The organism is Streptococcus fermentans, assembly GCF_040888305.1.
Taxonomy (GTDB): Bacteria; Bacillota; Bacilli; order Lactobacillales; family Streptococcaceae; genus Streptococcus; species Streptococcus fermentans.
Genome location: NZ_JBFNFG010000001.1, coordinates 423,572 through 449,947 on the forward strand (window position 1 = coordinate 423,572; position 26,376 = coordinate 449,947).

General features: G+C 37.3%; 24 protein-coding genes and 1 pseudogene. 22 read left to right on the top strand and 3 right to left on the bottom strand.

Annotated elements, in window-relative coordinates:
* Positions 1-39: 39 nt before the first annotated feature.
* Together AB2B50_RS02045 and AB2B50_RS02050 are read right to left on the bottom strand one after the other, a co-directional pair.
* Complete coding sequence (locus tag AB2B50_RS02045) at positions 40-282, bottom strand: type B 50S ribosomal protein L31 (RefSeq protein WP_000710764.1); 243 nt, start codon at positions 280-282, stop codon at positions 40-42.
* A 96-nt stretch (positions 283-378) separates the two neighbouring features.
* Positions 379-1,314, bottom strand: a complete 936-nt coding sequence (locus AB2B50_RS02050) for a DHH family phosphoesterase (protein WP_061863180.1) — start codon at positions 1,312-1,314, stop codon at positions 379-381.
* Positions 1,315-1,417: 103 nt separating this feature from the next.
* Here AB2B50_RS02050 and AB2B50_RS02055 point away from each other — a divergent pair, with 103 nt between their 5' ends.
* The 22 genes and pseudogenes from AB2B50_RS02055 to AB2B50_RS02160 all read left to right on the top strand — a co-directional run bounded on the left by AB2B50_RS02055 (position 1,418) and on the right by AB2B50_RS02160 (position 25,448).
* The gene (locus AB2B50_RS02055) at positions 1,418-1,861 is read left to right on the top strand and encodes a flavodoxin (RefSeq protein WP_001162134.1); all 444 of its coding nucleotides are present in this window, start codon (positions 1,418-1,420) and stop codon (positions 1,859-1,861) included.
* 115 nt (positions 1,862-1,976) lie between these two features.
* A complete protein-coding gene (locus AB2B50_RS02060; protein ID WP_320692123.1) occupies positions 1,977-2,243 on the top strand; it encodes a chorismate mutase in 267 nt (88 codons plus the stop codon).
* Entirely contained in the window at positions 2,240-2,614 is a 375-nt protein-coding gene (crcB, locus tag AB2B50_RS02065) for a fluoride efflux transporter CrcB (RefSeq protein ID WP_320692122.1), read from the top strand. Before AB2B50_RS02060 ends, crcB (AB2B50_RS02065) begins: the two co-directional genes overlap by 4 nt.
* Entirely contained in the window at positions 2,608-2,955 is a 348-nt protein-coding gene (gene crcB / locus AB2B50_RS02070) for a fluoride efflux transporter CrcB (protein ID WP_320692121.1), read from the top strand. The genes crcB (AB2B50_RS02065) and crcB (AB2B50_RS02070) overlap by 7 nt, the downstream gene beginning before the upstream one ends.
* Positions 2,956-3,023: 68 nt before the next feature.
* Positions 3,024-3,191, top strand: coding sequence for a hypothetical protein (locus AB2B50_RS02075; RefSeq protein ID WP_049509457.1), 168 nt, complete (start codon positions 3,024-3,026; stop codon positions 3,189-3,191).
* Between the two features lie 3 nt (positions 3,192-3,194).
* Positions 3,195-4,060: pseudogene (locus AB2B50_RS02080) on the top strand (replication initiator protein A).
* A 321-nt stretch (positions 4,061-4,381) separates the two neighbouring features.
* A complete protein-coding gene (locus AB2B50_RS02085; RefSeq protein WP_084946241.1) occupies positions 4,382-4,699 on the top strand; it encodes a hypothetical protein in 318 nt (105 codons plus the stop codon).
* Positions 4,700-4,952: 253 nt separating this feature from the next.
* Positions 4,953-7,538 (top strand): SEC10/PgrA surface exclusion domain-containing protein, encoded by a 2,586-nt coding sequence (locus AB2B50_RS02090; RefSeq protein ID WP_320693286.1) that lies wholly within the window; start codon positions 4,953-4,955, stop codon positions 7,536-7,538.
* 135 nt (positions 7,539-7,673) lie between these two features.
* Positions 7,674-9,872 (top strand): MucBP domain-containing protein, encoded by a 2,199-nt coding sequence (locus AB2B50_RS02095; protein ID WP_320692118.1) that lies wholly within the window; start codon positions 7,674-7,676, stop codon positions 9,870-9,872.
* A 16-nt stretch (positions 9,873-9,888) separates the two neighbouring features.
* On the top strand, positions 9,889-13,890 hold the full coding sequence (locus tag AB2B50_RS02100; RefSeq protein ID WP_320692117.1) for an SspB-related isopeptide-forming adhesin: 4,002 nt from the start codon (positions 9,889-9,891) through the stop codon (positions 13,888-13,890).
* Positions 13,891-13,961: 71 nt separating this feature from the next.
* On the top strand, positions 13,962-14,381 hold the full coding sequence (locus tag AB2B50_RS02105) for a hypothetical protein (RefSeq protein ID WP_115281681.1): 420 nt from the start codon (positions 13,962-13,964) through the stop codon (positions 14,379-14,381).
* Positions 14,382-14,463: 82 nt separating this feature from the next.
* Positions 14,464-14,691: a hypothetical protein gene (locus tag AB2B50_RS02110; RefSeq protein ID WP_049503652.1), complete on the top strand. Its 228-nt coding sequence runs from the start codon at positions 14,464-14,466 to the stop codon at positions 14,689-14,691.
* Positions 14,692-14,700: 9 nt separating this feature from the next.
* A complete protein-coding gene (locus tag AB2B50_RS02115) occupies positions 14,701-15,450 on the top strand; it encodes a conjugal transfer protein TrbL (protein WP_320692116.1) in 750 nt (249 codons plus the stop codon).
* A gap of 56 nt (positions 15,451-15,506) precedes the next feature.
* Positions 15,507-15,881, top strand: coding sequence for a hypothetical protein (locus AB2B50_RS02120; RefSeq protein WP_115281683.1), 375 nt, complete (start codon positions 15,507-15,509; stop codon positions 15,879-15,881).
* Positions 15,823-18,186 (top strand): VirB4-like conjugal transfer ATPase, CD1110 family, encoded by a 2,364-nt coding sequence (locus AB2B50_RS02125; protein WP_320692115.1) that lies wholly within the window; start codon positions 15,823-15,825, stop codon positions 18,184-18,186. The genes AB2B50_RS02120 and AB2B50_RS02125 overlap by 59 nt, the downstream gene beginning before the upstream one ends.
* A 10-nt stretch (positions 18,187-18,196) precedes the next feature.
* Positions 18,197-20,965: a phage tail tip lysozyme gene (locus tag AB2B50_RS02130; RefSeq protein WP_320692114.1), complete on the top strand. Its 2,769-nt coding sequence runs from the start codon at positions 18,197-18,199 to the stop codon at positions 20,963-20,965.
* Positions 20,966-21,001: 36 nt separating this feature from the next.
* Entirely contained in the window at positions 21,002-21,658 is a 657-nt protein-coding gene (locus AB2B50_RS02135) for a hypothetical protein (RefSeq protein ID WP_320692113.1), read from the top strand.
* 10 nt (positions 21,659-21,668) lie between these two features.
* Positions 21,669-21,908 (top strand): hypothetical protein, encoded by a 240-nt coding sequence (locus AB2B50_RS02140; RefSeq protein WP_061087881.1) that lies wholly within the window; start codon positions 21,669-21,671, stop codon positions 21,906-21,908.
* Positions 21,901-22,803 carry a hypothetical protein gene (locus tag AB2B50_RS02145; protein ID WP_320692112.1) on the top strand — a complete coding sequence of 301 codons (903 nt, stop codon included), beginning with the start codon at positions 21,901-21,903 and terminating at the stop codon, positions 22,801-22,803. The genes AB2B50_RS02140 and AB2B50_RS02145 overlap by 8 nt, the downstream gene beginning before the upstream one ends.
* A gap of 1 nt (position 22,804) precedes the next feature.
* On the top strand, positions 22,805-23,353 hold the full coding sequence (locus tag AB2B50_RS02150) for a DUF3801 domain-containing protein (protein WP_320692111.1): 549 nt from the start codon (positions 22,805-22,807) through the stop codon (positions 23,351-23,353).
* Positions 23,350-25,185, top strand: a complete 1,836-nt coding sequence (locus tag AB2B50_RS02155; RefSeq protein WP_320692110.1) for a VirD4-like conjugal transfer protein, CD1115 family — start codon at positions 23,350-23,352, stop codon at positions 25,183-25,185. Before AB2B50_RS02150 ends, AB2B50_RS02155 begins: the two co-directional genes overlap by 4 nt.
* Positions 25,186-25,202: 17 nt before the next feature.
* Positions 25,203-25,448, top strand: a complete 246-nt coding sequence (locus AB2B50_RS02160) for a hypothetical protein (RefSeq protein WP_320692109.1) — start codon at positions 25,203-25,205, stop codon at positions 25,446-25,448.
* Here the strand turns inward: AB2B50_RS02160 and AB2B50_RS02165 are convergent.
* Positions 25,438-26,358, bottom strand: coding sequence for a hypothetical protein (locus tag AB2B50_RS02165; RefSeq protein WP_320692108.1), 921 nt, complete (start codon positions 26,356-26,358; stop codon positions 25,438-25,440). The genes AB2B50_RS02160 and AB2B50_RS02165 overlap by 11 nt on opposite strands.
* Positions 26,359-26,376: the final 18 nt, after the last annotated feature.

The window sequence follows — 26,376 nt, forward strand, 5'->3', positions numbered from 1 at the left end:
AGAAACAAAAAAGAACAGCTAGAACTGTTCTTTTTATGATTATTTGAGACCGTATTTTTTGTTGAAACGATCCACGCGTCCATCTGCTTGAGTGAACTTTTGACGTCCAGTGTAGAATGGGTGTGAGTCTGATGAAATTTCCACACGGATCAATGGGTAAGTTTCGCCTTCGAACTCAACAGTTTCGTTAGAGCGTTTTGTTGAACCGCTAAGGAATTGGTAACCAGTAGTTGTGTCCATGAAGACAACTGGGCGATATTCTGGATGGATATCTTTTTTCATTTTGCAATATTTCCTTTCTGCCATGGTCTCTTTGCGAGCCATAGATTGTTACCATACTAGTCTAACAGATTATGCTAAGTTTGGCAAGCTTTTTATCTATTTTTTCAGTAAGTTTTTTAATTTTTGGTAGATGACTTCATTTTCCTCTAGGCTATAGGAGTTAGCACCACTTGCAAGTGGGTGACCTCCACCATCATGTTCTTTTGCAACACTATTGATTGGAACGAATTTACTGCGAAGTCGAACGCGATAGTGGCCATCTGCTTGTTCCACAAATATTCCCCAAAGGTTAACAGTATCAATACGTCCTGGAGCACCAACAATGGCTGCTGTTTCTGCGTCTGTTACTTGATATGTTTTTAGAATTTTTTGAGTCAGAATGACACGCGCAACACCGTTTTCATCAACTTCTAAGTGATCATAGACATAACCTTGAAGTTTAGCAATTTTAAAGCTCATGGTGTCCATTTTACGTGCTAATTCAGCATAGTCAAAGTTATGTTCTCTTAGTTTACTAGCAATTCGAAGGGTACGAGCAGAAGTAGACGGATAAAGGAAACGGCCGGTATCGCCAATAATTCCAGCGCATAGCATTTTAGCTGCATAGTCAGATAATTCAAGATTAGTTGCTTCAGCAAAGAGAGCAATCATCTCACTGGCACTGCTTGAGTTGGTATCTACCCAAACAAGATCTCCGTATACTTCATCATTTGGATGATGGTCAATTTTAATAATGGTTTCAGCATTGATATAACGTTTATCATCGATACGAGCAGTATTTGCTGTATCACAAATGATAGCAAGTGCTCCTTGATAATCTTTGTCTTCTACCTGATCCATCTTTGTAAGCCATGTTAGGGTCGGTTCATCATAACCGACTACCTTGATTTTTTTTTCTGGGAAATGATGTTCCAGAAGTGCTTTGAGTCCAACCTGACTTCCTAAGGCATCAGGATCGGGTTTCATGTGACGGTGAATGACAATGGTATCGTATGCTTTAATTTTTTCTAAAATTTGATGGCAAATTTCCATAAGTAACCTCAATTCTTTCTTATTTCATTGTAGCACAAGAGTTTTTATTTTTAAAATGAAAAAGATGTGATATAATGGAGGAAGATAAATTGAGGAGGACGATATGGCATTAGCAAAAATTGTATTTGCCAGTATGACCGGTAATACCGAAGAAATTGCAGATATTGTAGCAGATAAATTGCGTGAATTGGGCTTAGAGGTAGATGTTGATGAGTGTACAACTGTTGACGCATCTGACTTTCTTGAAGCAGATATAGCAATCGTTGCAACCTACACATATGGTGATGGAGAGTTACCAGATGAGATGATGGACTTCTACGAAGACCTAGCAGATCTTAATTTGAGTGGCAAGATCTACGGTGTGGTAGGATCAGGCGATACTTTCTACGATGAGTTCTGTAAAGCTGTTGATGACTTTGATCGTGTATTTGTGGCAACAGGAGCTGAAAAGGGATCTGAGTGCGTCAAAGTGGATCTCTCTGCAGAAGAAGAAGATATCGAACGCTTGGAACAATTCGCAGAAGAATTGGCTGCTAAAGTAGGATAAGCATGAAGTTGCACTGATGAAAGTTGTCAGTGCAGTTTTTGTTAGTTGTTCCTAAAAATGTACCATTTCATCTAGAAGATTTTTGCTAAAATCATCCAAATAAAAAGGAGACTCTATGGATTTAGATATTATTAGACAAGAAATCGATCAAATTGATGATCAAATCGTGAAGCTCTTGGAAGAAAGAATGCATCTTGTGGAAGGCGTAGTTGCTTATAAAAAGACTTCAGGAAAACCGATTTTGGACACCAAAAGAGAAGAAGCTATCTTTGAAAAAGTCAGAAGTCGTGTCAGCAATAAAAAATACGAAGAGACAATTGTCGCGACTTTTTCAGACATTCTCAAACGTTCACGCGATTATCAGGATAAAAACATCAAATGAAAAAAGAACAATTTTACCCACTAGGAATCTTTCTAGCTGCCATGCTAGGAGGACTGGTCCGATATCAGATTTCGAGATGGTTGCCAGCTAGCCCAGATTTTCCTTGGGGGACGCTTCTTGTCAACTATCTAGGAATTTTCTGCTTAGTCTATCTTGTAAAAGGTTATCTAGTTTATAAGGGTAGCAGTAAAGGTGTCATTTTAGCGCTTGGAACTGGCTTTTGTGGAGGTTTAACGACTTTTTCAAGCCTCATGTTAGATGGCGTGAAATTGCTGGATACAGGTTCTTACCTAAGTCTAGTAATCTATCTAGTTCTGAGCATTGGTGGTGGACTTTTATTGGCTTATTGTTTAGGGAGGAAGAAATGGTAATCATGTATTTAGTACTTGCTTGTGGCGTTGGAGCGCTTGTTCGTTATTTCCTTTCTACCCTCAATCAAAAGAGAGTTTTACCATTAGGAACACTTCTAGCAAATCTTTTAGGTTGTTTTTTAATTGGTTTATTTTACAATTATGTAGAAGATAAAGAGCTCTATGCTATCCTTGCTACAGGCTTCTGTGGAGGTCTAACCACTTTTTCAACCTTAAATGATGAACTCCAAAAACTCTTAACGGATAAGAAGATCTTTTACAGATATTTTCTCTTAACCTACTTAGGTGGTTTAGTAGCGATTTTTTTAGGAATTTTGCTATGTAAGTGTCTAGTGTTTTGAGATAAATAGAAAATATTGAACTAACGGAAAATCCGTTAGTTCTTTTTTGTATTTTGGGAGGAAAAATTATGAGACGAAAAAGTAAGGAGAGAATTTCAAGAGAGATGATAATCCAGTTTTTGATGAAGGAAACAGGTTCAACACGAAAAGAAATAATAGCAAGTATAGGAGAACTTGAGGCCTTTGGGTTGATAGGATTTACCATGAATGGTGACTTTAGACTGAAAGAGGTGTAATTTATGAAACAAATTCAGTTTATTAGTGCTAGCCATTATCAGACATCTGATCGCTTTTATGCCTTACCAAAGGTTTTGTTTGAAAATCCTATTTATGAGGATATGAGGTTAGATGCAAAAGTCGCTTATGCCATGCTTAAAGATAGACTAGATCTTTCTTTCAAGAATAATTGGATTGATGAGAATGGAAATATTTATCTGGTTTATTCCAACTCTAATTTGATGAAGATACTAAGTTGCTCGAAATCTACCCTATTAAGAATTAAGAAGCAACTAACAGAGTATGGATTAATTCATGAGGTTCAACAATCTACAAGTAAATCAGGAAATCTAGCTAACCGAATTTACCTTGGTCTCTTGCAAGATGACACAGTTGCTAGAATGGTTGATAAATCAGGTGATTCCAAATCTGATACTAGGGGGGTGTCAGATTTAGACCAGGGGGGTGTCAAAAAAACACCAGGGGGTGTCAGATTTATACGGGCCTGGTGTCAAATTTAGACTCTAACGATACTGAATATAGTGAGACTAATAATAAAGACACTGAATTAGTTATTTATGAGGAGGACGAGGAGAGGTTCCCTAGAAATTCCCAAAATAATAAACAAGACAGACTTTCCAGAAAAGTTGATAAAGCTAGCAAGTATGATAAGGATTATATTTATGATTTAGTTTATTCTCAACTTTTAGAAGAAAATTACTCAGATACGATGGCAGCCTATATCATGATGCCATTTGAAGAACGCTATCAGTATGCTTTAGAAAATATGCGATTTGCCCGTTCATCAGAAGTAATTGCTGAATATGTTTTTAATGGGTTACTTGCGATTTACAATAGTAACGCTCGAAAGTGTATTGAAAATCATTAAAAAAATTATTCAGAAAGTAATTTTTATATGTGATATCTGACCTGAGCAAGTCATAAAACTACTCATGACCTTTGAAAATTGAATATCCCCACTGTCCCGATTAGCGCAGTCTAGGCATAAAAAGAAGAATAGGGGCGGTGTGTATCTAGAAAGTATATCTAGTGCCGACTGCATTATGTAAAGTCACGGTTGACTTGTCCCGTAAGACGAAAGAGTTTGCGATTTCTAAACTATAAATCGTGCGTAAAAAACACAGTAGAGATGTACGGCATCAACTCGGCATGGCTGTAAATCAGCCTTTGATTCAAAAAGGAGGACAACATGAATCAAATAAAATCAACTAGTGAGGTTACACTCACTGATTTAAGACGACTAGGTTTGCAAGGTGATGCAACCGCACGGCTTGCAAGTGGTGAAGAAATGAAATTAACTAGTAAGTATGGTCTTATTCCCAAAAAAGGATATGTGGCAGGAAAACTTCAAACGGTTGAAATGATTGCAGAATACTCTAAAATCTATAGAGATATACGCACCATTAAACGTGGAGATATTTTAGTTGCTAGACGAATTAAACAAGGAAATAAATCAATCTTACAGCTAACTGGTAAAGGTTATCACCGACCTAGCGGTAAAATTTAACAGATAGAGTCCTCATCTATCTGTTTTGAGGAGCAAGGAACTGTTTCTTTGTTGCTGAAAGCAGATAGGTGATGTTATGAAAAGGTGAAGAAATGAGTATTATACAGATAATATTTACAGTTATTCTTTTAGCCTCTGGGATTCTAGTATATATGACTTTTATCCCAAATAAATTGTCTGATAAAATCTCACGAGAACTAAAAGACTATTCAAATAAGCATTGTTTTAAGTAATATCAAAAAGGAGAAATCAAATGGAAATGATGAAAGAAGTTAAGAAAGTTTTATTGGCAAGTGCAGTCGCAACAGCAGCGATTGGAGCAACGACTCAAGCTTCCGCTGAAGAATTAAAGCCTACAGAGCCAATTTCAGGGGGCCAACAGAAGTCAGTAACTAAAAAAACAGTTACAGAAACTGATGTTGCTATCTCCCAAGGAAATGTGGAACAGGCAAACTCAGTCGTACAAAACCAGGAGGAGATTGTAAACTCTAATCAAAACGAGGTAAACGATGCAGAGAGAGTTGTTGAAAAAGCTACAGAAGCTGTTACTCAAGCGGAGAAACTTGTCCAGGAAGCTACTCCTAAAAATATCCAGAATGCAGAACAAATTGTAGCTGAAAAACAGGATGCTGAGAAGAAGGCTCAAGAAGAACTGTCCTCTGCTGAAGAACAACAAAAGCTAGCTGAAAAGAATGTTACTGATCAGGAAGCAAGTGTCAAAAAAGCTACAAAAAAACTTGCTGACAAAACAGAAGAAGTTACAGATTCCGAACAAATTGTAGCTGAAAAACAAGCTATTTTAGACGGAACTGGAGTTGCAGGCATTGTTGCTAATGCTGAAGCTGCTGAGCGAAACCTGGAAATGAGCGAAAAAGCTGAATCACAAGCTCGACAAGAGTTGGAACTTGCTAAAGAAGCAGATGATCAACGTGCTTCTAAACTGAAACAGGCAGAAGAAGAAGTAACGACTACAGAAGCAACTAGATTAGTGAAAGCGGAGGAACTAGCTCAAGCAACCACTCACGCTGTTAATGCTGAAAATCAGTATCGAGTAGCTAAAGAGAATCTATCTAAGGCTCAAAGTATCCTGGATAGTTTGACAACGACCTCTATCACTTATCCTGCTGGCTATGTAGAAGCTTTAAAGGCTTACTTCAATAACCCCACTGAAGAAAATTCAAATAAGTTACAAGAAATTGCCAAGAAAGGAATGACTGCTGCTGGATTTAGTTCTCCAGATGGTGGTGAGACTTATTACGGCAATCCAACTTCTCCATTTAAGCAGAGTGAAGCAGATAAAAAGACTGTAATTGCTGATGTCAATCATTTATCTGCTGAAGTTCAAGATGAACTTGCCATTTTCAATGCACATTTGATTAATGATTTCCGTCGATTGATGGGAACAGATGATCTTCCAGTCTTAGTGAATCGAGATATGCAGAAAGTGGCACAGAAAGCAAGCCAACTATCTACTAATCAGTACGGCCATGATCTAGATGCTTTGAATACAGTTGCGAAAGAAGTTGGTTTGAATCAAGGGAATCAAGGTCTGCTTGCTGAAAATATAGGCTTTCAAAATGCAGATGATGTAGTCACATTAGCTGATCTGAAACAACAGGCATACAACAACATGGTTATGATGCTGTTTTATGATAAGCACGCTGATTGGGGTCATGCTTTAAACTTTGCAGGACTTGATCGTAAGTCAGTCACGCTACAGTATATCGGTGTAGCAACCCGAAAGACAGATCTTAGTTTGATTGCGATGCACTATGTTGGAACAGATTCTAAAACAATTGATTTGCTGAAAAATGGTTTCCATCAAAATGTTAAAGTTGATACTAAGAATAATCTAGCTAGTCTTCAGGAAAGAATTCAAGTAGCTAGAAATTCTGTGGCACAGGCTCAGGATACTTATGAGACTGCGAAAACGAATCATAAGGATGCACAAGCTAGAAAAGAACAAGCACAGACAGAATATACTCAAGCAGAAGTTACTACGCAAAATGCAGTGACTAATCGTAATGATATTCAGAATATTGCTTTAAAAACTCCTGAAGCAGAAGCTAAGTTAAAGAGGGCGGAAGCAAACCTTAAAAAAGCTAGTTTAGAAAATAAACAAGCGCAAGAGGCTTTGGAACAGTTGAATGCGGACGTACAAAATAAACGTGAAGTACTTGCGTTAGCTAAAGATAAACTAGCTGAAAAACAAACTGAATGGAAATCACTGAATGAAGCTTTGACTGCTGAGAAAGAGGCATTATTAGCTAAACAAGGTGAACTTACTCGAATTAAAGAACTTGTTCTCAATCGTCAAGCTTTACTTTCAGAATCAACTGAATCCTTGAAAGCATCAAAAGAGCGAGTGGAAGTTTTGAAGAATGCCCCACAACTCTTAGAAAAGGCAAAAGTTAATCTTGAAGCTGCTCAAGAAGTTTTGAAAGAAAAGAAATCCGTTCTTGAGTTAGCACTAGAAAAACTAGAAATTGCAAAGGCAGAACAAAGAAAGGTATTAGAGGCTCATAAAGAGTTGTTGTCGGCTTATCGTGATTATCTAGAAACACAACAAGAAATTGAGCATCAAAAAGAGTTGACTGTTCAAAAAGCAAGTATTGAACAAGAAGGAACCCAATCTACTCCAGTTCTTCAAAATGGTAAGACTGCGAAGTATGTACATGAACAAGTGGCAAAAGTCAAAGATCCAGTTTATCAAGCACCAGTTGCAACATACGAATTACCTAAGACGGGAGAAAAATCTTCTAGTCTCTGGTTATTGGGAATGGTAACTGTTTCACTTTTAAGTCTGTTGAAAATCAAACGAGAATCTAAGGAAAATTAAATTTATTAAAGTCATCAAGGTTTCTTGGTGACTTTTTGGTTGGAGGAAAAATGATAATTGTATATTTTAGAGCAAGAGATCCATCAATTATATCCGTTAGAAAATATTCCAATGAACATTTAGAAAGGCGATACTATGAAAAAAACATTTAGCTATAGAAAATATGGAAAACGTCTATGTTCTGTAGCACTAGGACTCGTTGCAGTTGGGCTTGTCGGTTCGGCAATAGCTCAAGCAGATGAATCCAAAAGTGAATCTTCAGTAAAATCAGCTACGACTGAAAAAACAGAGCAGAAGGATACAGAATCCTCTGGGGGTGACGAAAAAAAGGTTAGCAATAATAAATCCGACAAATTCAAGGATTTGGAAAAGACCAAAATTGAAATTGAAAAGGTCAAGAAAGATGCGCCTAAGGTTAAAAATCCTAATCCAGAACCAGTTGATCCTAAACAACCTGATTTTTCTCCAGAACAAAAAACTACTGAAAATACAGTAGTAACTGGTGAAGATAAAGCAGGATCTAATGAGCTTCAGTTTAAGACAAAAGCTCCTACAAATACGAGCACAACAAATGAAATTGCTCCTCTTACGACTGTCCATGTATATGACTACTCTAGTTCGTATGCCGGTAAAGTAAAAGATTCACTTCGTTTGAGTAAGAAGATTATCGAAGCCAATAAGAACCCAGATAGTCGTCATATCATCCAATTATATCCTGACAATTACGGACAAAGTTCGTATCATGCCAGTACTAAAAAGGTTATGAACGACACTAAAGGAATTTCTTCAGCTCTTCTAACAAAACAAGAAGCACTTGAAATTATTGATAACTTGTTGAAAATTAACGCACCATCAGAAAAAGATCCTACTTACCAAAACTATGGTCAATACTTCCAAGGCTTGGCAAATGCAATGGGTGCACATCGTTACATTGATGAATCTGTAGATGTGGTTGTTCCTTTTGAAGAAATTGTAGAGAAAATCACTAAATCTTCTGATACAGTCTCAGTTATCCAATACACTGATGGTTGGATGGATAAAGGTAAACCAGAAGAAATGGACAAATCTTTCGCAGAGTGGGCAAAACGACGGGCTAAGACCTTTATGTCAGTTGTAAACCGTAATCAGGTTACAGACAACGACACTAACTCTATGCGTTCAATTGAGCAAATGAAAGAATTGGGTCATCCTAATATCTACGATATGACTGGTAAAGACAAGTCAATTGTAGATGCTGAAGTGGTTAAACAGTTCATGGAAACTGCAACTATTAAAGTACAAACCTCTAAGGGCGCAGATCAAACAGCTCAAGTTGCCATCGGTGGAGATGGAATAAAAATCACTAAGGCTTTGTTAAAAGGTGGTAAAGTCAATAAAGAATTACCGGTCAAAGATGGGAAGGTTGATTTTTCAGAAAAACTACCTGATGGTGATTACTCAATCGTTTATAGCTTTACTGGAGAAGGTACTGCAACAGGTACAGTGTCACTAGATGGAAAAGAAGTGGCTAAGAAATCTGATTCTATCAAAAACGAAGGTGGAGCTGTTACTGCTGATTTCCGAACAGCGGACGGAAAAGAAATTCCTGGGCAAAGCGATATCACAATTATCGAAGCTGGTAAGGAGATTGGTAGTGAATGGAAGGCAACTGAAGTTAAGAAGGAATTGACCGTTGATGGTGAAACCTATGTATTGACTGGTGAGCCTAAAGAATCTTCTGGAAAAGTTACTAAGGATACTGTTAAACTACATTATCTGTATGAAAAGAAACCAGCAGATAAAAAGGTTTATTCTTTAACAGTCAAGGTTCTGAATGCTTTAACGAATGAGCAGATTGATCAGGATATTCTTGTAGCTAAGGGATTCTCTGGGGATGATTATGATATCAAAGCTCCGACTGTTGATGGATTTGAAGTTACCCTTAAAGAAGGCGAAGAGAAAGGGAAGTTTGCTGAAAATGACCTTTTGCTGACTTACTTGGCACATGAAAAAGGCGAGGAAGTTAAAGCTATCTTTGTCAACGAAAAGGGCGAGGAAATCATGAATTCTGAAGTTATTTCCAAAGCTGGAGAGCTTGTAGGTAAAGACTGGAAATTTGATCGTGATGTTGAAACAGAAATTACAGTTAAAGATACAACTTATGTTTTGAAGGCAGTTCCGGAAGAGTTGGAAGGGAAGGTTTCTGCGGATAAACAAACACTTAAGTTTGTTTATAAAGAAAAAGAGAAACCGGCTGAGCCAAAGAAAACGGAAGAAAAAGTTGCTGAACCAAAGAAGGAAGAACCTAAAAAACTTCCTAAAACTAGTGCTGTAAAGGATGTATTGAATGGATAATAAAAAAGGAGAATGAATGAAATTTAATAACGAGACACAAGCAATCGGTTCAATCCGAAAAACAAGACGATGGGGAACGTGTGGAGTAATTCTTGGTCTAGCTGCCTTGGGCTTGATGACTAGTCCGGTTAGAGCAGATGAACGAACTGAAAATCCAGCCACAAATGCTCCCTATGCACAGACGAATCCAAGTAGTATTTCTACAGATAACCAAGGAAAGAGTGAAGAAAAAACAGGTTCATTAGAAGTTTCTATTTCACATTCAGGTTTAGATGAAACTGTTAAAAAGGCACAGGAAGCTGGGGTGAATGTAGAATTTGATTCTGTAGTAGATAAAGGTACAGCGAGTTCGGCTTCTGAGTTGGATCAAAAGCAAAAGGAAGTTGAAAGCGATTATCGAACACAAGCGGATAGTATTGCGGAAACTACTAAAAAATATCTCGAAGATAAAAAACAGAATCAAGCGGAACGTAAGAAAATACAAGAAGAAAATGCTGCAAAGAAAGATCAATATCAAAAGGATTTAGCTTCTTATCAATCTGAAGTTGAGCGTATCAATCAGAATAATTCGAAAATACGTGAAGAGAATGAAAAAAATCAGCAGGCTAATCAGGCAGAAATTGATCGTATCAGTAAAGAAAATGCAGAAATCCGAAAACGAAACACAGCTAAGAAAGAAGCTTATGAAACTTCTTTGACAGAGTATAAAAATAAGCTAGCAACTGTTAAAGCTGAGAAAGAGGCAATTCAATCAAGCAAACCTTTATTCGGTTCTGATACAGGTTTTAAAGTCTATGGAGGCTTTAACCCATCTGGTCGTGGTAGCTTGGCATATTATAATGACTTTACAGTAGTACCAGATGATGATCTCAGGGTAGAAAATATGGAAGGATTTTTAGGATATCATGCAGATACTTATGTAACAGGAGATACTGGAACTCGAGTTACTAAAGATGGTGCAGGAGAGTTTGATGTGATCCAAAATCCTACTGTTGGAGCTACATTTTATATTCATAATATCGGCACACTCACAGATGGTAGAAAAATTATGGCAAAAGTTAGGGTTTCTGATTTAGGCGATTACCAAGGTGAGGTGCGAAATGGTATTCCTGTAACAGATCCAAATATCTACCTTAAGAGTGGAGATGGTGGCAGTTTTTATGTAAAATATAACAATCATACCCGTCTGGGGTTGACTTATGATTTTTATGTAGAGGGAACATCAACTCCGATTTCTCTCTTAATCGGAACAGTTATTACAGATGTAGATTGGGGACAAGGTTCAAATCTTAGTTATGGTTCATCTGGTCGAGGGGTAGTCATTAATTCAAGAGATTCTGGGCTTAATTTTGATGGTCGAGTTATGAAAGGAGTAGAAGATGCAGTTGATGCTTCGTCAGATATTCCAAGAGGATCTTTTGCTTCAGTAGGATATGGCTCTAGTATGACCTACCTCCATACTTCTTCTCCGGGCTCAACAGAGGGAAGAACACCATACGAATGGGATCAGGTGAATGCAAGTGGAAATAATCAGAGTGTTGTTTTTACTATTCTGGGAGAAGGAACAGAGTTGAAAAAGATTTCTCTATTACCAAAACCTGCTGCCGTAACATACGAGAAGGAAACTCCTCTACCAAGTTCCCCAAAAGGGAAAGTAGAGGAAGCACTACCACCAAAACCTGAGGAGCCAAAGGAAAAAGAGCTCCCGTCTTCGTTGCCAGCTCCAACTGTTAGAGTTAGATATGCTCGTTTACAGGCAGTACCTAACCTAGAAAAGTTTGTAAAGAATTCTGCAGGAGAATCTATCGATAAAAGCTATGTACCTAAGCTTTCAACAGTTCAGTGGGAATTAACAACTAAGCCTCTTCCAGCTAATCGTGAAGCTATTACAGACTTTGAAATTGTAGATGCATTGCCTTCAGGTTTTGTACTAGATGTAGAAGCTTCAAAGAAGGCTAGCTCAGATTTTGAATTAACTTATGACGAATCGAGCCATGTTGTTCGCGTGAAAGGCTTAGAAAGTTTGAAATCTAAGCTTAATCAAGATTTAAGTAAAGAAGTGCTAGTTCCAGCTCCAATTTTAGTTGGTAAAGTAACGAATGATGGTGCAACTTATAAGAATAACTTCCAATTAAAGATCAACAATAAGTATGAAAGTTATTCAAATATTGTTCAGGTTTCAACACCTGGTAAACCGAATGATCCAGACAATCCAAATAACAACTTAATCAAGCCTCTCAAACACAATCATAATAAGGATGGTGTTATTATTGATGGAAAAACAGTTCTAGCTGGTTCAACAAATTACTATCATATAACCTTGGATTATGATCAGTATAAGGGAATAAAGGCAGATCCAAATGCTATTCTAAAAGGCTTTGGTGCAATTGATGATTATCCAGAAGAAGCAGTGACTATTAATCAATCAGATATTCGTTATATTGATAGTGAAGGAAAAGAAGTTTCTGGTATTTCAGTGTATCAGTACGATTCTATTGAATCTGTTGATAATGATAAGGTTAAAGCCTTTCTAGATAGTTCTGAAATTAAGCCTAAGGGAGCTTTCCAAGTATTTTTAGTGGATGATCCAGAAGCCTATTTTAACCAATATATCAAAACAGGAAAATCCGTTACAATTATTGATCCAATGGTAACTAAGGAAGAACTGCGAAATACAGGAAAATCATTTGAGAATACGGCTTACCAAGTTGATTTCGGTAACGGATATCAAACTGATACAGTTGTCAATAATGTTCCTACTGTTAAACCAACCAAGAAGAATCTGAACAAGGCGGGTGTCGACATCGATGGGAAACAAGTCTTGGCAGGATCTGTAAACTACTACAAGGTAACTGCAGATTATAGCCAATACAAGGGTATTGAAGTAGATAAAGATCGTATTGGTAAAGGCTTCTACATCGTTGATGATTATCCAGAAGGAGCTGTTACGATCAATCAAGATGGTGTTCAAGTAACTGATTCTAAAGGTCAAGTGGTTAAAGGTTTGAAAATGGCTCTTTATGAAAGTCTAGAAAAAGCTCCATCAGGTGTACAAGAAGCTTTGAAGTCTAGCAATTTCACTCCGAAAGGAGCGATTCAAGTATTTGAGGCAGAGAATCCAGAGGAATTCTACAAGACCTACGTTCAAACTGGTGAAGTTTTGACGATTACTAATCCAATGACTGTTAAGAAGGAATTGGGTCAAACAGGTGGTAAGTATGAAAATACAGCCTACCAAATTGATTTTGGTATGGCCTATGTAACTGAAACAGTAGTCAATAATGTTCCAAAGATTGAACCGAAGAAAGATGTAGTGATCGACCATTTAAGCAAGGAAAGTTTAGATGGAAAAGAGGTCAAGATGAATCAAACATTTAATTATAAACTAGTTGGTTCCTTGATTCCAAAAGATCGCTCAGAACAGTTGTTTGAGTATAAATTTAGCGATGACTACGATGAAACACATGATGATTATCAGAGTGTTTATCAAGTGTTTGCGGCTGTAGATTTTGAAACAAGTGATGGCCAAAAATTCAAAGCTGGTGATGAATTAACTAAGTTCACAAGTCAAGTAGTAGACAAGGCTAAAGGTAAAGTAGATATTAGCTTTGATGATACTTTCTTGAAGTCAATTTTAGAGACATCAGAGTTTCAAGCAGAAGTATATCTACAAATGACACGTATTCAGTCAGGAACAGTAGAAAATACTTACTATCATACGGTTAATGGTGTGGAAGTTGTTTCCAATACGGTTGTGACTCATACTCCAGAAGAACCAAAACCAGAACAACCGAAAAATGAAGAACCAAAACCAGAACCAAAGCCAGAGCCAAAACCGGAACCAAAACCAGAGCCAAAAACTCCTGAAGAACATCCGCAACAACCAGTAACTCAACCAGAACGAAGCTTACCTTCAACAGGGGAGAAGGATTCTGCAGATTTACTATTGGCTGCTCTAGCAATGGGAAGTGTTGCTACAGGCCTGCTCTACAGCAAGCGCAAGAAAAAAGAGGCTTAGAATACTCTAGGAACCTTTGAAATAAGCTGTTTTTATGGTATAATAACGGTAAATCGTGGAGGAGTAGGATTATGAAATTTGGGAATGATTTTTCCTGGTTTTGGGTAGCTATCATTAGAATTTTTACAGCTCCCTTTTATATCGTTCTTTGGTGTATTAATGTTGTAAAATCCACTATTGGTATGTTTATTCTGTGGGTTATAGCTAAAATATGTATAACAATCGTATTGATTGGGGGAATGGCAATCATTCATCATCTATTCAATTTCCCAAGCGAAAACATAATTGATAATATTTTTGGATGGTATACACCGCATATTTTAGGAATGTCCCATGATTCACTTATTACTGCTGGTCAAGTGGTTGATGCACCAAAAGGAGGAGGGTTATTTTTCCCATATCCGAATTTTGAAGTTCCAATTATTATTGGCCTCAGTATTCTAGTAGCTACTGTTCGGACGATTTATCGTGAAGAATTTGAAGAATTATAAAAATAGTATTGTGTTTGGCACTGTAGAAATCTCTGCAGTGCCTTTTGTTATAAAAAAATGAAATTGAAAGAGGTAAAACAAAATGGAAATCATTACAAAAATTATTACTGGTCTAGGCGTAGTTGGAACAATTACAGGTCTTATTTGGATCTGGAATGGTTCAGTTGACTATATCCAAGGAAGAAAGAATAAAGATAAGCAAAGACAGGATGATGGTTCTGATTCTATGATTAATGGTGCATTTCTAGCCGTGGCTTCTGCAGGAATTGCCGCAGCAGTCGTCGCTTCGCTATCCCAACTAAAATTTTAGGAGTAGCCTATGAATTTAGATATTAGAGAGCTAACAAGCTCTCTTTCTAGTTATAGCTCTGCTACAAATCAAGCTGTAAATATGATGGCTGATGCCGTTAGACCTATTGGGTATATCCTTTTAGGTCTTTTTTTCTGGTTTGAAATGGCATCGTGGTCACAAATGGTCAAGTCAAGGGGAGGTGCATTAACACAGAAGATTTGGTTAGAGGCTTTAATGAAATATTTATTTGCTTTCATTATGATCTCTGCTTCATCTCAGATTTGTGATGCCATTCTGGAATTACTTAATATTGTTGTGAAAGTGATTGCTCATGTAACACCTACCGTTAAAACAACCATTGATTCTAATATTTCTGGTGGAAAAGGAATGATTGAAAAAACTATCATTACCTTAGTCGGAAAAGCTGTAAGTGGAGTGGCTAACATAATTTTAGGGATTATTGTTTTCCTACGTTACCTGGATTTGTATATGCTTAAAGCTATAGCTCCATTGTTAGTAGCGTTCTTTATGATGGACTCGTTACGATCTGTTACGATTAATTTCTTGAAATACTTTGCGGCCTCTGCCCTTATTGGTGTCATCCTAATTATTGTTTCTGTTGTTTATGATTCGATTATTGCAGCAGATATCCTTAAGGTTACGACTGGTTCCAGTGATTCATGGGGAACAGCCTTTGCTTCAATTGCTAAGGGGGTTATCTATATCTTTGTAATGGTTGGATCTAGTCGAAAAGCTAAGCAACTTTTAGGAGTGTAATCCATGTCTAGAATAATTAGAATTGATCGATCTTATTTTATATGAAAGGAAAATAATTGAAAAAAATTGGATCAGAATTTTTAAGAGAATTTGAAACTGAGGACAAGCCTATTCTATTTGGCTTAACTACTAGAATGATTGTTCTATATGTGTGTTTAGTAATAGCTGTCTCAGGGACAATTACTATTTATTTCTTTGGTTTACCTGATTGGTACATTTATCTTTGGGATGCTATATTTGTAGTTCCTGGGGCAATGTACGGTACGGGTATGACTAAGCGAATGCGGATTAAAGAAAAAATCAATTTCTTTTTCCGAATCCAACAAAGAAGCTATGAGACAGAGTTTGGAAAGGTAGGAATTTATACGAAAGATGAGTTTATTCAAAAGCAAAAGAGAAAAACTAGAAAACGCAGAAAAGAAAAGAATTGAGCGCTTGCGTCGTCAGATGAAACCTACGACACAAAATACCATCAATTATACGCTGCTCCATGAAGATGGATTAATGCACATTGCACGTGAGAAGTATTCTCGTAGTTTCATGCTGGGGGATGCTTCTTACTCAACTGCTCAACAAGATGAAAAAGAGAGCATCATCGATACAACAATGGATGCTCTTAATTCACTGGATGAGGGCAGTAACTATCAACTCTTAGTAATTAACCGTAGAGTATCGGATAACTCCTTACAGAATATCTTGTTTGAAGAAACAAACGATGGCTACGATGACTATCGTGAAGAGCTAAATGAGATGATCAAGGAGCGATTTACGACACACGCTAACAACTTCGAGGTACATAAGTATGTGACCATTTCAACGAACGCTGATGATCGAAAACAGGCTCAGTTGTTACTACAAGATATTGGAGTTTCCCTGGGAACACAATTTCAGGAATCCGATATTACATTTAAGGAAATGAATGGTCTGGATCGTCTGAAGGTCTTCTCAGAACTATTACGAGGAAACCCGTATGTCAATTTTGATTATCGAGAAATTGCTCTATCTGGGTTATCAACGAAATCATTTATCGCTCCGAACCGAATTGAGTTTCAAGAAAAACGGATGATTATCGATGATAGTTGGGCCAAGGTACTCTATGCCCACCGATATCCTAACTGGATGTCTGATCGTCTCATTCGTGATTTAACGACACTGGGATTTGAACTAGCCATTACTATCCATGCAGAACCCTATGAGAATGTTGAAATCTTAGAGAAGATTGACGATGCAGAAACAGATGCTGAAATTGGGAAGCTACGTTCTAAACGTAAGGCTGCTCAATCTGGAATCTTCGATGATGCGGTGGTTGCTGGTCGTGACCAAGAAATCTCAGAAGCTACCAAGAAGTGGCGAGATGAGATTACTGAGTATGATCAGAAAATCTTTTCTGGCTTAATTGCAGTGTATTTTAAGGCAGATAGCCAGGAAGAACTACAACGTAATGAGCAGAAGATTAAGCGTGCTGGACGGAAGCTAGGGGTAGAATTTGAAGACCTCTATTATTACCAGGAAGAGGCTTTAAATACGATTCTACCTATCGGTGAGTGCTTCGTAAATGTGAAGAAGAATTTCATGAGAAAGATGACTACAGCTAATATAGCTACACAAGTCCCTTTTACTAACGTGGATTTGAAGTCTGACAGCTCACTTGCTCGCTACTATGGACAAAATCAGTTATCGAATAATATCATTACACTGGATCGAAAGCGTGATCTGAATACGGGTTCAGGTGTTGTGCTCGGTTCCTCTGGATCTGGTAAATCTACTACGATTAAGGGTGGAGAGGTTATTCCAACTTTGCTGAAATATCCAGAAGATCGAGTAATCATTGTGGATCCCGAAGATGAATATTCTGATATTGGCCGTGCTTTTGGTGCTCAGATGGTGGATATTTCGATTGGATCTAAAACACATATCAATCTCTTAGATCTACCGGATCTAGATCGTTTGGACGATGAGGATGACGATCCGATTGGAGATAAGGCAAACTTGTTGATGGGATTATTTGAATCGATTCTATCTGAGGTGACAGATGCACAGATTGGGATTATTGACCGGGTAACAGGTGTGACTTATGAGCGCTATTTGACAGAGGATTTTACTCCTACGTTAAAAGAGTGGCACCAGGTATTGATGGAACAACCAGAGCCAGAAGCTCAAGATTTAGCTTTGGCGGTAGAAACCTATACAAAAGGTTCTCAAGATATTTTTGCTCACAATACAAACGTGGATCTTAATCATCGCTTTGTTATCTTTAACTTGAAAAAGTTGTCGCACAAATTGAAGCCGTTCGCTTTGATGGTTATTCAGGATTATATCTGGAATCAAATTGTAGAGAATCAAGGAAAATGTACTACATGGGTTTACTTTGATGAGATGCAGATTCTATTTAAAAATAAGGCTCAAGCAGACTTCTTTACTACGTTATATTCACGTATTCGGAAATACGGTGCGATTCCAACAGGAATTACCCAGAACGTAGAAACTCTAGCTGCTGTTGAAGAAGGTCGAAAATTGCTCTCAAACAGCGAGTTCATGATTTTACTTAAACAAAAACCCCAGGATTTGGCTATCTTAAAAGAGATTGTTAACTTGACTGACAAACAGATTCGCTACTTGGCTCGACCTAAAGCTAAAGGTACCGGCTTAATCGTAGCAGGGCCAGTTGTAGTGCCATTTGAAAATCCAATACCTAAGAATACTAAGTTATATAACTTAGTCGCAACAGACGCTTAGGAGTCTCATTATGGATCAGGAGAAAGGCAGACCAAAAACAATCGGTCATAAGATAGATCAGAAGCTGGAAACAGTCCGGAAGAATTACCGTACTGTTCAACAAGATAGTGCTATGCGAATGAAAGAACTAAAGTCACAATCACGTTCTACGAATCGCATCGTTAAGAATAGTCATAAACAATTTAGAGCTTCAAGAGCCAAAGTCAAAAAAATCCAAAAAGAGTATAAGAATATCCAGAAACAGGGAAGAGAGCTTCGGAAAGAAGGGAAGGCCCTTCGTCCAGAAGAAATCAAGAAGCAGGCTTTTCTTAAGCAGGAATTGGATAAGAACAATAAAAAACAAGCCTTCCTTAAGCAGGAATTAGATAAGGCGAAACTGGAGAAAAAAACTTCTAAAAGAACTTTTAAAGTCGCTCAAGAGGCTAACGGTGGATCACGGAAGAAGAAGTTTCTTCGTGCGGCCAAACAATCTGTAGAACGAGTTGCTAATCAACAGGCTAGTTCTACAGCTCATCAGGATGATACCCTTTCAGATATAGCACGAACTAAGAATCAGTATCAAGATATACAGATTCAAGGAAAACGTATTAAAACGATTGGGAAGTATAGCGGTAAGCTTGGCCAAGGAGTAGTTAAATCAAGCTATGGTCTAGGAAATAGATTCTACAATAAGGCTAAAGGGAGAGGCTTCACTCGAACCCCAAGAGAATTTTCTTGGGAAGGGAAGTTATCTCGACAGATACAGGCTTATAGAAAACGCTTAGCTGCATCTAAGACAGGGAAGGCTGCTAAGAAGGCTAGAAAGGTCTATCGTTTTGGATCTAAACCGATTAAAGCTATTATCAAAAATCCGTTTGGTTTTAAGGCTTATCTGATTGCTTTTGGTCTGCTTTTGTTTCTGGCAATACTTGGTATTGGTAGTTCAGGAATTACCCGTCAAGATGAGTTTGATATGAATGATACCTGGTTGTATCTTTCAAAATTGGATCGTGAAAAATCTAATGATAAGGTAGATTATTGGACAAAAATTGATGATCCGCTTTTGTACTTGAATTATAAGTATGATGATATTTCAGATAAACTTCGTATAGATGGGAACAAGTATTTTTCTCAAAATACTCGTGGGAAACTATACTTAGATACCTTATGGAAGAATTTGAATGGGGATAAAGATAATCTTAAAACAATGGAAGATCTTTATACTAAAAATGACCTTTACAAGTTGAGTGAGGATGAGTTAGAAGAGTATAAAGAACTCTTAGAAATTGCTCGAGATAGCGGAAAATATATGTTGCTACAAGAGCTAGATAATCCATTTTATACAGAAGATCAACCTGAATCAGAAGCTCCTCTTCAGATTATTGAGCGTTTTGGTTATAAAACTAAGACGGAAATCTTTAATGGTTCTGTTTTGCAAGCCACAGGTGGGCAAACTCTATTAGCAGTTCTAGATGGGAAAGTTGAAGTAAATGGTAATGATTTAGAAATCAGTGATGAGAATTCCAAGTTTCTGTATAAGAACGTAGATACGATTCGTTACAAAACAGGAGATCATGTTAAATCTGGAGATATCATTGGAAAGGTCGCATCTGAAGGAAATCAAACGGTCTATTATCAAAAACTAGAACCTGATCGTTCAAATAAGAAAGATAAAGATGGTAATGTTGAGAAGAGTTGGACTTATGTCAATGTCGGTTTTTACTTCCAGCGTGTAGAGTATACACAAGCAACGTCTGTCGTTAGCAGCATTGAAACATCTGGAGAGAAAGGAAAACGTGCGAGAGCTTTCGCAGATGCGATTAAAAAGAATATACCGGAGGCAACTGATGAAGGAATTGCAGCCGTTTTGGGAGGATATGATATTGAGAGTTCCATCACTTTTAAACGCTATGAAACAGACTATCTAACCAATAATCAGTTTGATAAAGTTGCTAAAGAGCCAACTGCAGAAAATCTAGTTGGTAACTGGGATGCTTTCCAGGCTATGTATCCGAATCTACGTTTAAATAAAGGAGGATACATGGTAAATGGTTTACACTATATCGGGATTGGGATTGGTCAATTTACTGGCCCCCGTGCTCTTGCATTGTGGAATTTTGCAAAAGATATGAATGGAGATATTTGGTCTGCGGAAGTTCAAACTAAATTCCTATTAGAAGCAGATGATCCACTTAGACGAGAAGCTTTTAAAAGAATTGTAACCTCAACAGGTTCCGTAGAAGCTCTTGCGGAGGACTTCTTGAATTCTTGGTTGGGAGTACCAGGTAATAAGCTTCTAGAGCGACAAACTGCAGCTCGTCAATGGCTAAATTTCTTAAAAAATAAAGGAGGAGGTTCGACAGGAGTTTCGAGCCAACAGGTTCCAGCAGAGTATAAAGACAAACTTCCGTATGGACTCCCTACCGATCAAGCAATTCTAGAGGGTCAAGGTTATCCAGGTAATGCCTATGCACTAGGAAATTGTACTTGGTATGTCTATAACCGTTTTGCTCAGATTGGAACAGGAATTTATCCGTATTTAGGAAATGCCAATCAATGGGTTGATAGTGGTCAAGCTCAAGGATATGAAATTTCAACAACCCCTAAACCAGGTTCTGCAGTTGTATTCATGAATGGTGTAGCTGGAGCATCACCAATCTATGGTCACGTTGGATTCTGTGAGTATGTCAATAGTGATGGTAGCTTCTTAATGTCAGAAATGAACTTTGCTGGTTTATACCTAACGACTTGGCGAACCTTGACACCACAATCAGGCATCTATTTTGTTACCCCTAAATAAGAAAGGAAAAGAATGTATAATCAAAAGTTAATCAAAATGGTAAAGGGACTACTTATCGGAGTCGCTGTCGTTTTATGTATTATCCTGGGCTATTCTATTGCTCAAGTACAACAGAATTTGAGACAGAATAGTCAAGTTCAGGAAGAGGCGAAGCAAAAACCAGAAGAGAAACAACAGGAACAACTATCTCTTACTGAACAGCAAGTCGAGGACTTTCTAATTGCTTACTATACCAAAAAGGATTTAGAAGAGAATCGTCCACGCTATAAGCCTTTTATGACTGATTCTATGTATCAGGAAACCATTCAAGAAGAACAAAAGCCAGTTAACCAGACCTATAAGGGGTATGTGGTTGACCAATCTTATGAATCAGGCTCTATCTACATTGATAAAACACATAAAGTTGCGTTGGCTCAGATTCAATATTCTAGCACAACCTTAGCAGAAAAAGATAATCGAGATTCTAAGGGGCTTACTGGCATCACTAAGGCTACCATTCGATTGACCTATGTAGAACAATCAGGTAAACTATTGGTCAATAAAATTGAGCCTATCGTCTTGACTGAAGCAAAGGGGCAAAGTATAGGTACCTATTCAGATACTAGCAGTTCAAGCTCGACTCCAGTATCCTCTACATCAACCACAACACCTACATCCTCTGAACAAACAACCGCAACCAGTAGTAACCAATAAGGAGAATTGAATGAATAAAAAAATAGAACAACTTGAAGCTAAGCTTGAGAGAGTTAGGAAAGATAAGAAAAAAGCGCAACAACAAAAAGAAGCAGCAGATGAAAAAATCAAGAATTACATAAATCAAGAAAAAGATTTTGAAGCGCAGCTTTTTGTGGCACTATCAGAAGAAAGTGGCTTATCCTACCAGGAAATGAAGGAACTCATTCTTCCATCACAATCAAGTAACCAAGGAGTGAACCATGTATAAAATTATCAATCAACTGACTAATCAAGAGGAAACTTTTGAGTACCGAGATGAGTTGTTATCAAGGCTAGAAATCATCAATGAGCGAATGAAGAGTAATAAAATAAATGGAATCTATCGACTTTATTCTCTCAATTCTGAAGGTGAAATCCTACAAGAAGAAAGTCTTGAAATACCTTTTGTTGGAATCATTGATCAGTTGCTGGAAAATTTTGGTACGAGTGTTGGGAAGAAAAAGAAAGGTTTTCTTCATTTTTTAGCAAAACATAAAGAAAAAAAGTCCTCACAAGGCATACCAGAACCCCAACCACAACCCGAGTTCCAACCAGAACCAGATCCTGAACTAGAAGATCTAACGGTAAAGAAAGAGGCGAATATGGCTCGTCAAAGAATTGCTGAGCTAGTTTCTCAGAAGCCTAAAGATGAGGTTAGAGAGGAAGTGCCTTTGGAAGATAAAATTACCTATTCTTCTAGTGAATGGACTACAGATCATTTCAGTAGATTAGATGAAAATGAAGAAGAACGAGTAGAACCTTCACAAGATGAAAATACACAGGATGCAGCTACAGAAGAAGTAGCACCAGTTGTTGCTACATTTAGTCAGAAAGAGAATAAAACGCTTCCTAATCAAAAGGCTGAATCTTCCTTCTCTCTTTCTCATGCAGCTGCAGTAAATATGCCTTCAGAGGTTATTGATAGCTTTGAGGCTCAGACGGTTACTTATAAGCAATCTATTAAAAATAAAATCAAATCTAACGAAGATTTTATCAAGGAAGCAAATGCGGAAATTGCTCAGTGCCAAAATAGGATCGATGAGTTGCAACAACAGATTCTTGCGAAAGACTCTCAAGCTACTCAATTGAAAGATCTTTATTTCAAAATTGAAGAGGTGAGCTAAAATGGAACAAGAACAAGTTGTAGCCCAGTTAGGACGGGCAACTCTTGTGACAGGAGAAGTAATCTTAAAAGGACTCTTCCTGGTGAGCTCTAAAGCAGTTGAAATGTATCAAGCCAGAGGAGAGAATGTAGTCTTTACTGGTGATACAGACTGGAATAAATTCATGGCAACAGCAGATGCTAAAGAAGTCCAGCAATTACTACATAATGAAGTCAATCTCGAGGCAGTTCGAAAAGAACTAGGCCAATACGGGATTGGCTTTTCTTTTTATACTCATCCAGATGGAAAGACAACCCTTGCTTTCAATGCAAAAGATAAAGGTGTTGTCGAACAAGCCTTTAAGGATGTCCTAGAAGGCATCACAAGAGATCCTAAAGGATTCAATGAGCGAAACCTTAAACATGGGCAAACGACTTCTTTTGAGGAGAAATTTCGACATTTCAAAGCTGTTGAACAAGAGAAAATCAATTCCCTCCAGGTAAACATTCATACCAAGGAGTTTGTTCTTCCGGAAAATATCGAACCACAGATTGGAGGGAAAATGAAATGATTACAGAAAAGAAGAAACGGAAACTTAGACCATATTTGTTGTTAGGATTAGGCCTATTTTATCTCTTTCATTGGCTCTTTAAACTGTGGCTATTAGCACCAGATACCGATTCAGTAACAGATGTATTTGGACTTGGAAAGCTTAACTGGATGAGCGACCATCTGGGCGATAAATCCTGGTTTGATTTTCAATTCACACCAACTTCGTTATTGATTGGTATGAGTGGATTTCTGATTGCTTTTTTGCTGTATTTGAGAGTAACGGATACAGGTACGTACAGGTATGGAGAGGAACATGGATCAGCTCGCTTTGCAACGAAAGAAGAGTTGATGAGATTCCGAGATGAAGATCCTGAAAAGAATATGATTTTCACTCAAAATAGCCAGATGGGACTATTTAATAACCGATTGAGCTTTGAAAATCAGATTAATAAAAATATTTTGGTGTATGGTGGTACAGGAGATTCAAAGACACGTAGTGCTGTAAAACCAAATATTTTACAAGGAAACTCTAGTTTTGTGACCACAGATACTAAAGGGATTTTGATTCATGAGACAGGGAAATCACTTGTAGAAAAAGGTTACAAGATGAAGATTTTTGATCTGATTACATTTTTGAATTCAGATGGCTTCAACGTTTTTAAATATATTCATAACGAAATGGATATAGACCGGGTAGCTGAAGCGATCACGGAATCTCTTAATAAAAACGGCCATGAGGGAGATCCTTTTTGGCCTGCAGCCAATAAACTCTTGATGCGTTCTCTAATTGGCTATCTTTATTTTGATGGTCAGATCGATCACTATCTGCCTAATTTAGGGCAGGTTACAGATATGATTCGAGAATTGAGAAGAAATCATCCAGAAGCGGAGAGTCCTGTTGAATTGATGTTTGAAGATCTGGAGAGAAGGAGCCCAGGGAATTATGCCTGCAGGCAGTGGGATCTATTCAATAAAAACTTTGATGGACAGACACGTGCTTCTGTCTACGCTATTTTTGCGACTACATTCTCAGTATTTGATCATGAACAGCTGAGGAAGATTATTGAAAAAGATACGCTGGAAATTGAAAAATGGAATATTGAGAAAACAGCAGTTTTTATTCATATTCCAGAAGTGGATCCGGCTTACCAGTTCTTATCTGCCCTTCTTTTTAGTACCATTTTTGATGTACTAATAAAAACCGCAGATGCAGTTATATTAGGTGAGCATCCAACAAAGACCAGAGAAGACTTATTGCATCTACAGGTGTGGGCAGATGAGTTTGGGCAGATTGGGAAGATTCCTAATTTACCACCAATAATCTCTGTTATTCGTTCTCGAGAGATTTCTATCAAGATGATGGTGCAATCTCAAAGTCAGATCGAAGTATTATACGGTAAAGAAAATACGAAGACGATTATTAATAACTGTGGTGCTATTCTTTATTTAGGTTCTAATGACTTAGACACGCTTAAGTACCTATCTGAGCGATCAGGGAAGCAAACTTTGAATGATCAGAATTATAGTGAGAGCAGAGGAAGAAATGCCAGCAGTTCTAAGCAGAACTCCAAAATTGGTCGAGAACTGTTGACACCGCATGAGGTGGCCACGATTGGAACAACAGAAGCCCTACTCTTTTTATCCAAACAAAATGTTTTTCGAGATCAAAAATTTAACCTGGATACGCATCCAAGAGCCTATCTCCTAAGCAATGGCCCAAACGATGACAATTGGTATCGATATAAGCGCTATCTGAGTGATATTGATGAGTGGAAAGACCAGGTTGGGGAAGAAAATGTTATTCATATTGGGATTAAGGAAGTTGAGGATGTTCCTCTTAGAGTGAGTTAGGAAAGAAAGGAAATCTAATGGAATTTTATGACTCTTATTGTGTTTTAATTGCTATAAATTGGGATCAGTATGTGTGGCTGCATCAGGAAGGCGAAAAAATAACCTGGCATGAAAATTTTGCTCATGCAGGTTTTTTTCGTGATTTTAATACAGCTAAAAGGGTAGTAGAAACTCATTTATTAGAAACTTTTGGAGCCATAGGTTTCTATAAGATTGTTGGTTTTTCTACAGATGAACTTGGGTATTTAGAAACTAAGAACTAGATAGCACAATGTGTCTTAGTATTTTTTCATGTGGAATGGAAGCATTTATATAACTGTTTTTGTATTTTTTAAATGGCCCAAGATAATAAATAGTGAGTTCTTTTGAATTGTTGGCAGCCTTTTTTAAAGTTTCTAGTCTTTGTTTGACTCCTTGTTGATTAGCTTGGCTCTCATTAATTATGAATGTTGGAGATATTCTTAAGTTGTCGATTTGACATTCTTGTTTGATTCTAATTAAAAAATAAGAATCTTTTTCTTTAGCAGCTTTGAAGTATCGTACCGTAGCTTTTGAATAGTAAACTTTTGTTTCATGCTCGTTGATGAGTGAGTTATTATCTAAATTTTGAAAGTACAAGTCAAGATTTAATTTGTTTCCTGAAGAATCCAAAAAGGTATATTTTTCTCCGGATTTGAACTCTTTATAAAGTTGAACCAGACGACTTAGAGATTTTACATGACTATTGAAGGACTTTTTCCCTATGTGATTAGAAGTAGTAGATTTTTTAGTTTTTATTTCAGTTGAGGCTTGCTCTTCTGTTTTTAATGAATTAGTTATTTCTGTAAATGTAGCTGTAACCAAATTAATATCTACTTTAACTTCATTTTTGTCCCGTTCAAATGTATAACTTTCTTCTATTGTCGTTTCTTGAGCCCTTTTCTCATATCGTTTTTGTACTATGGGGCAGTCGACCGAATGTACTTGGTCAAAGTTACTGGTTCGGAAATGTGGTTCCTTTGTATAAGGAGACTTACCAAAGTTTATTAGTGTAAGTCCAAATGGGCAATTTTTGTCACATTGGAAATTATGCTTGTTTTTCAATATTTTATCTAAAGATAAATTGTAAGCAACCATTGGTTCAATATTGTATCCTAATTCAATGCTGTATGCCTCGGGGTATGTATATGACATATTTTACCTCTTATTTCT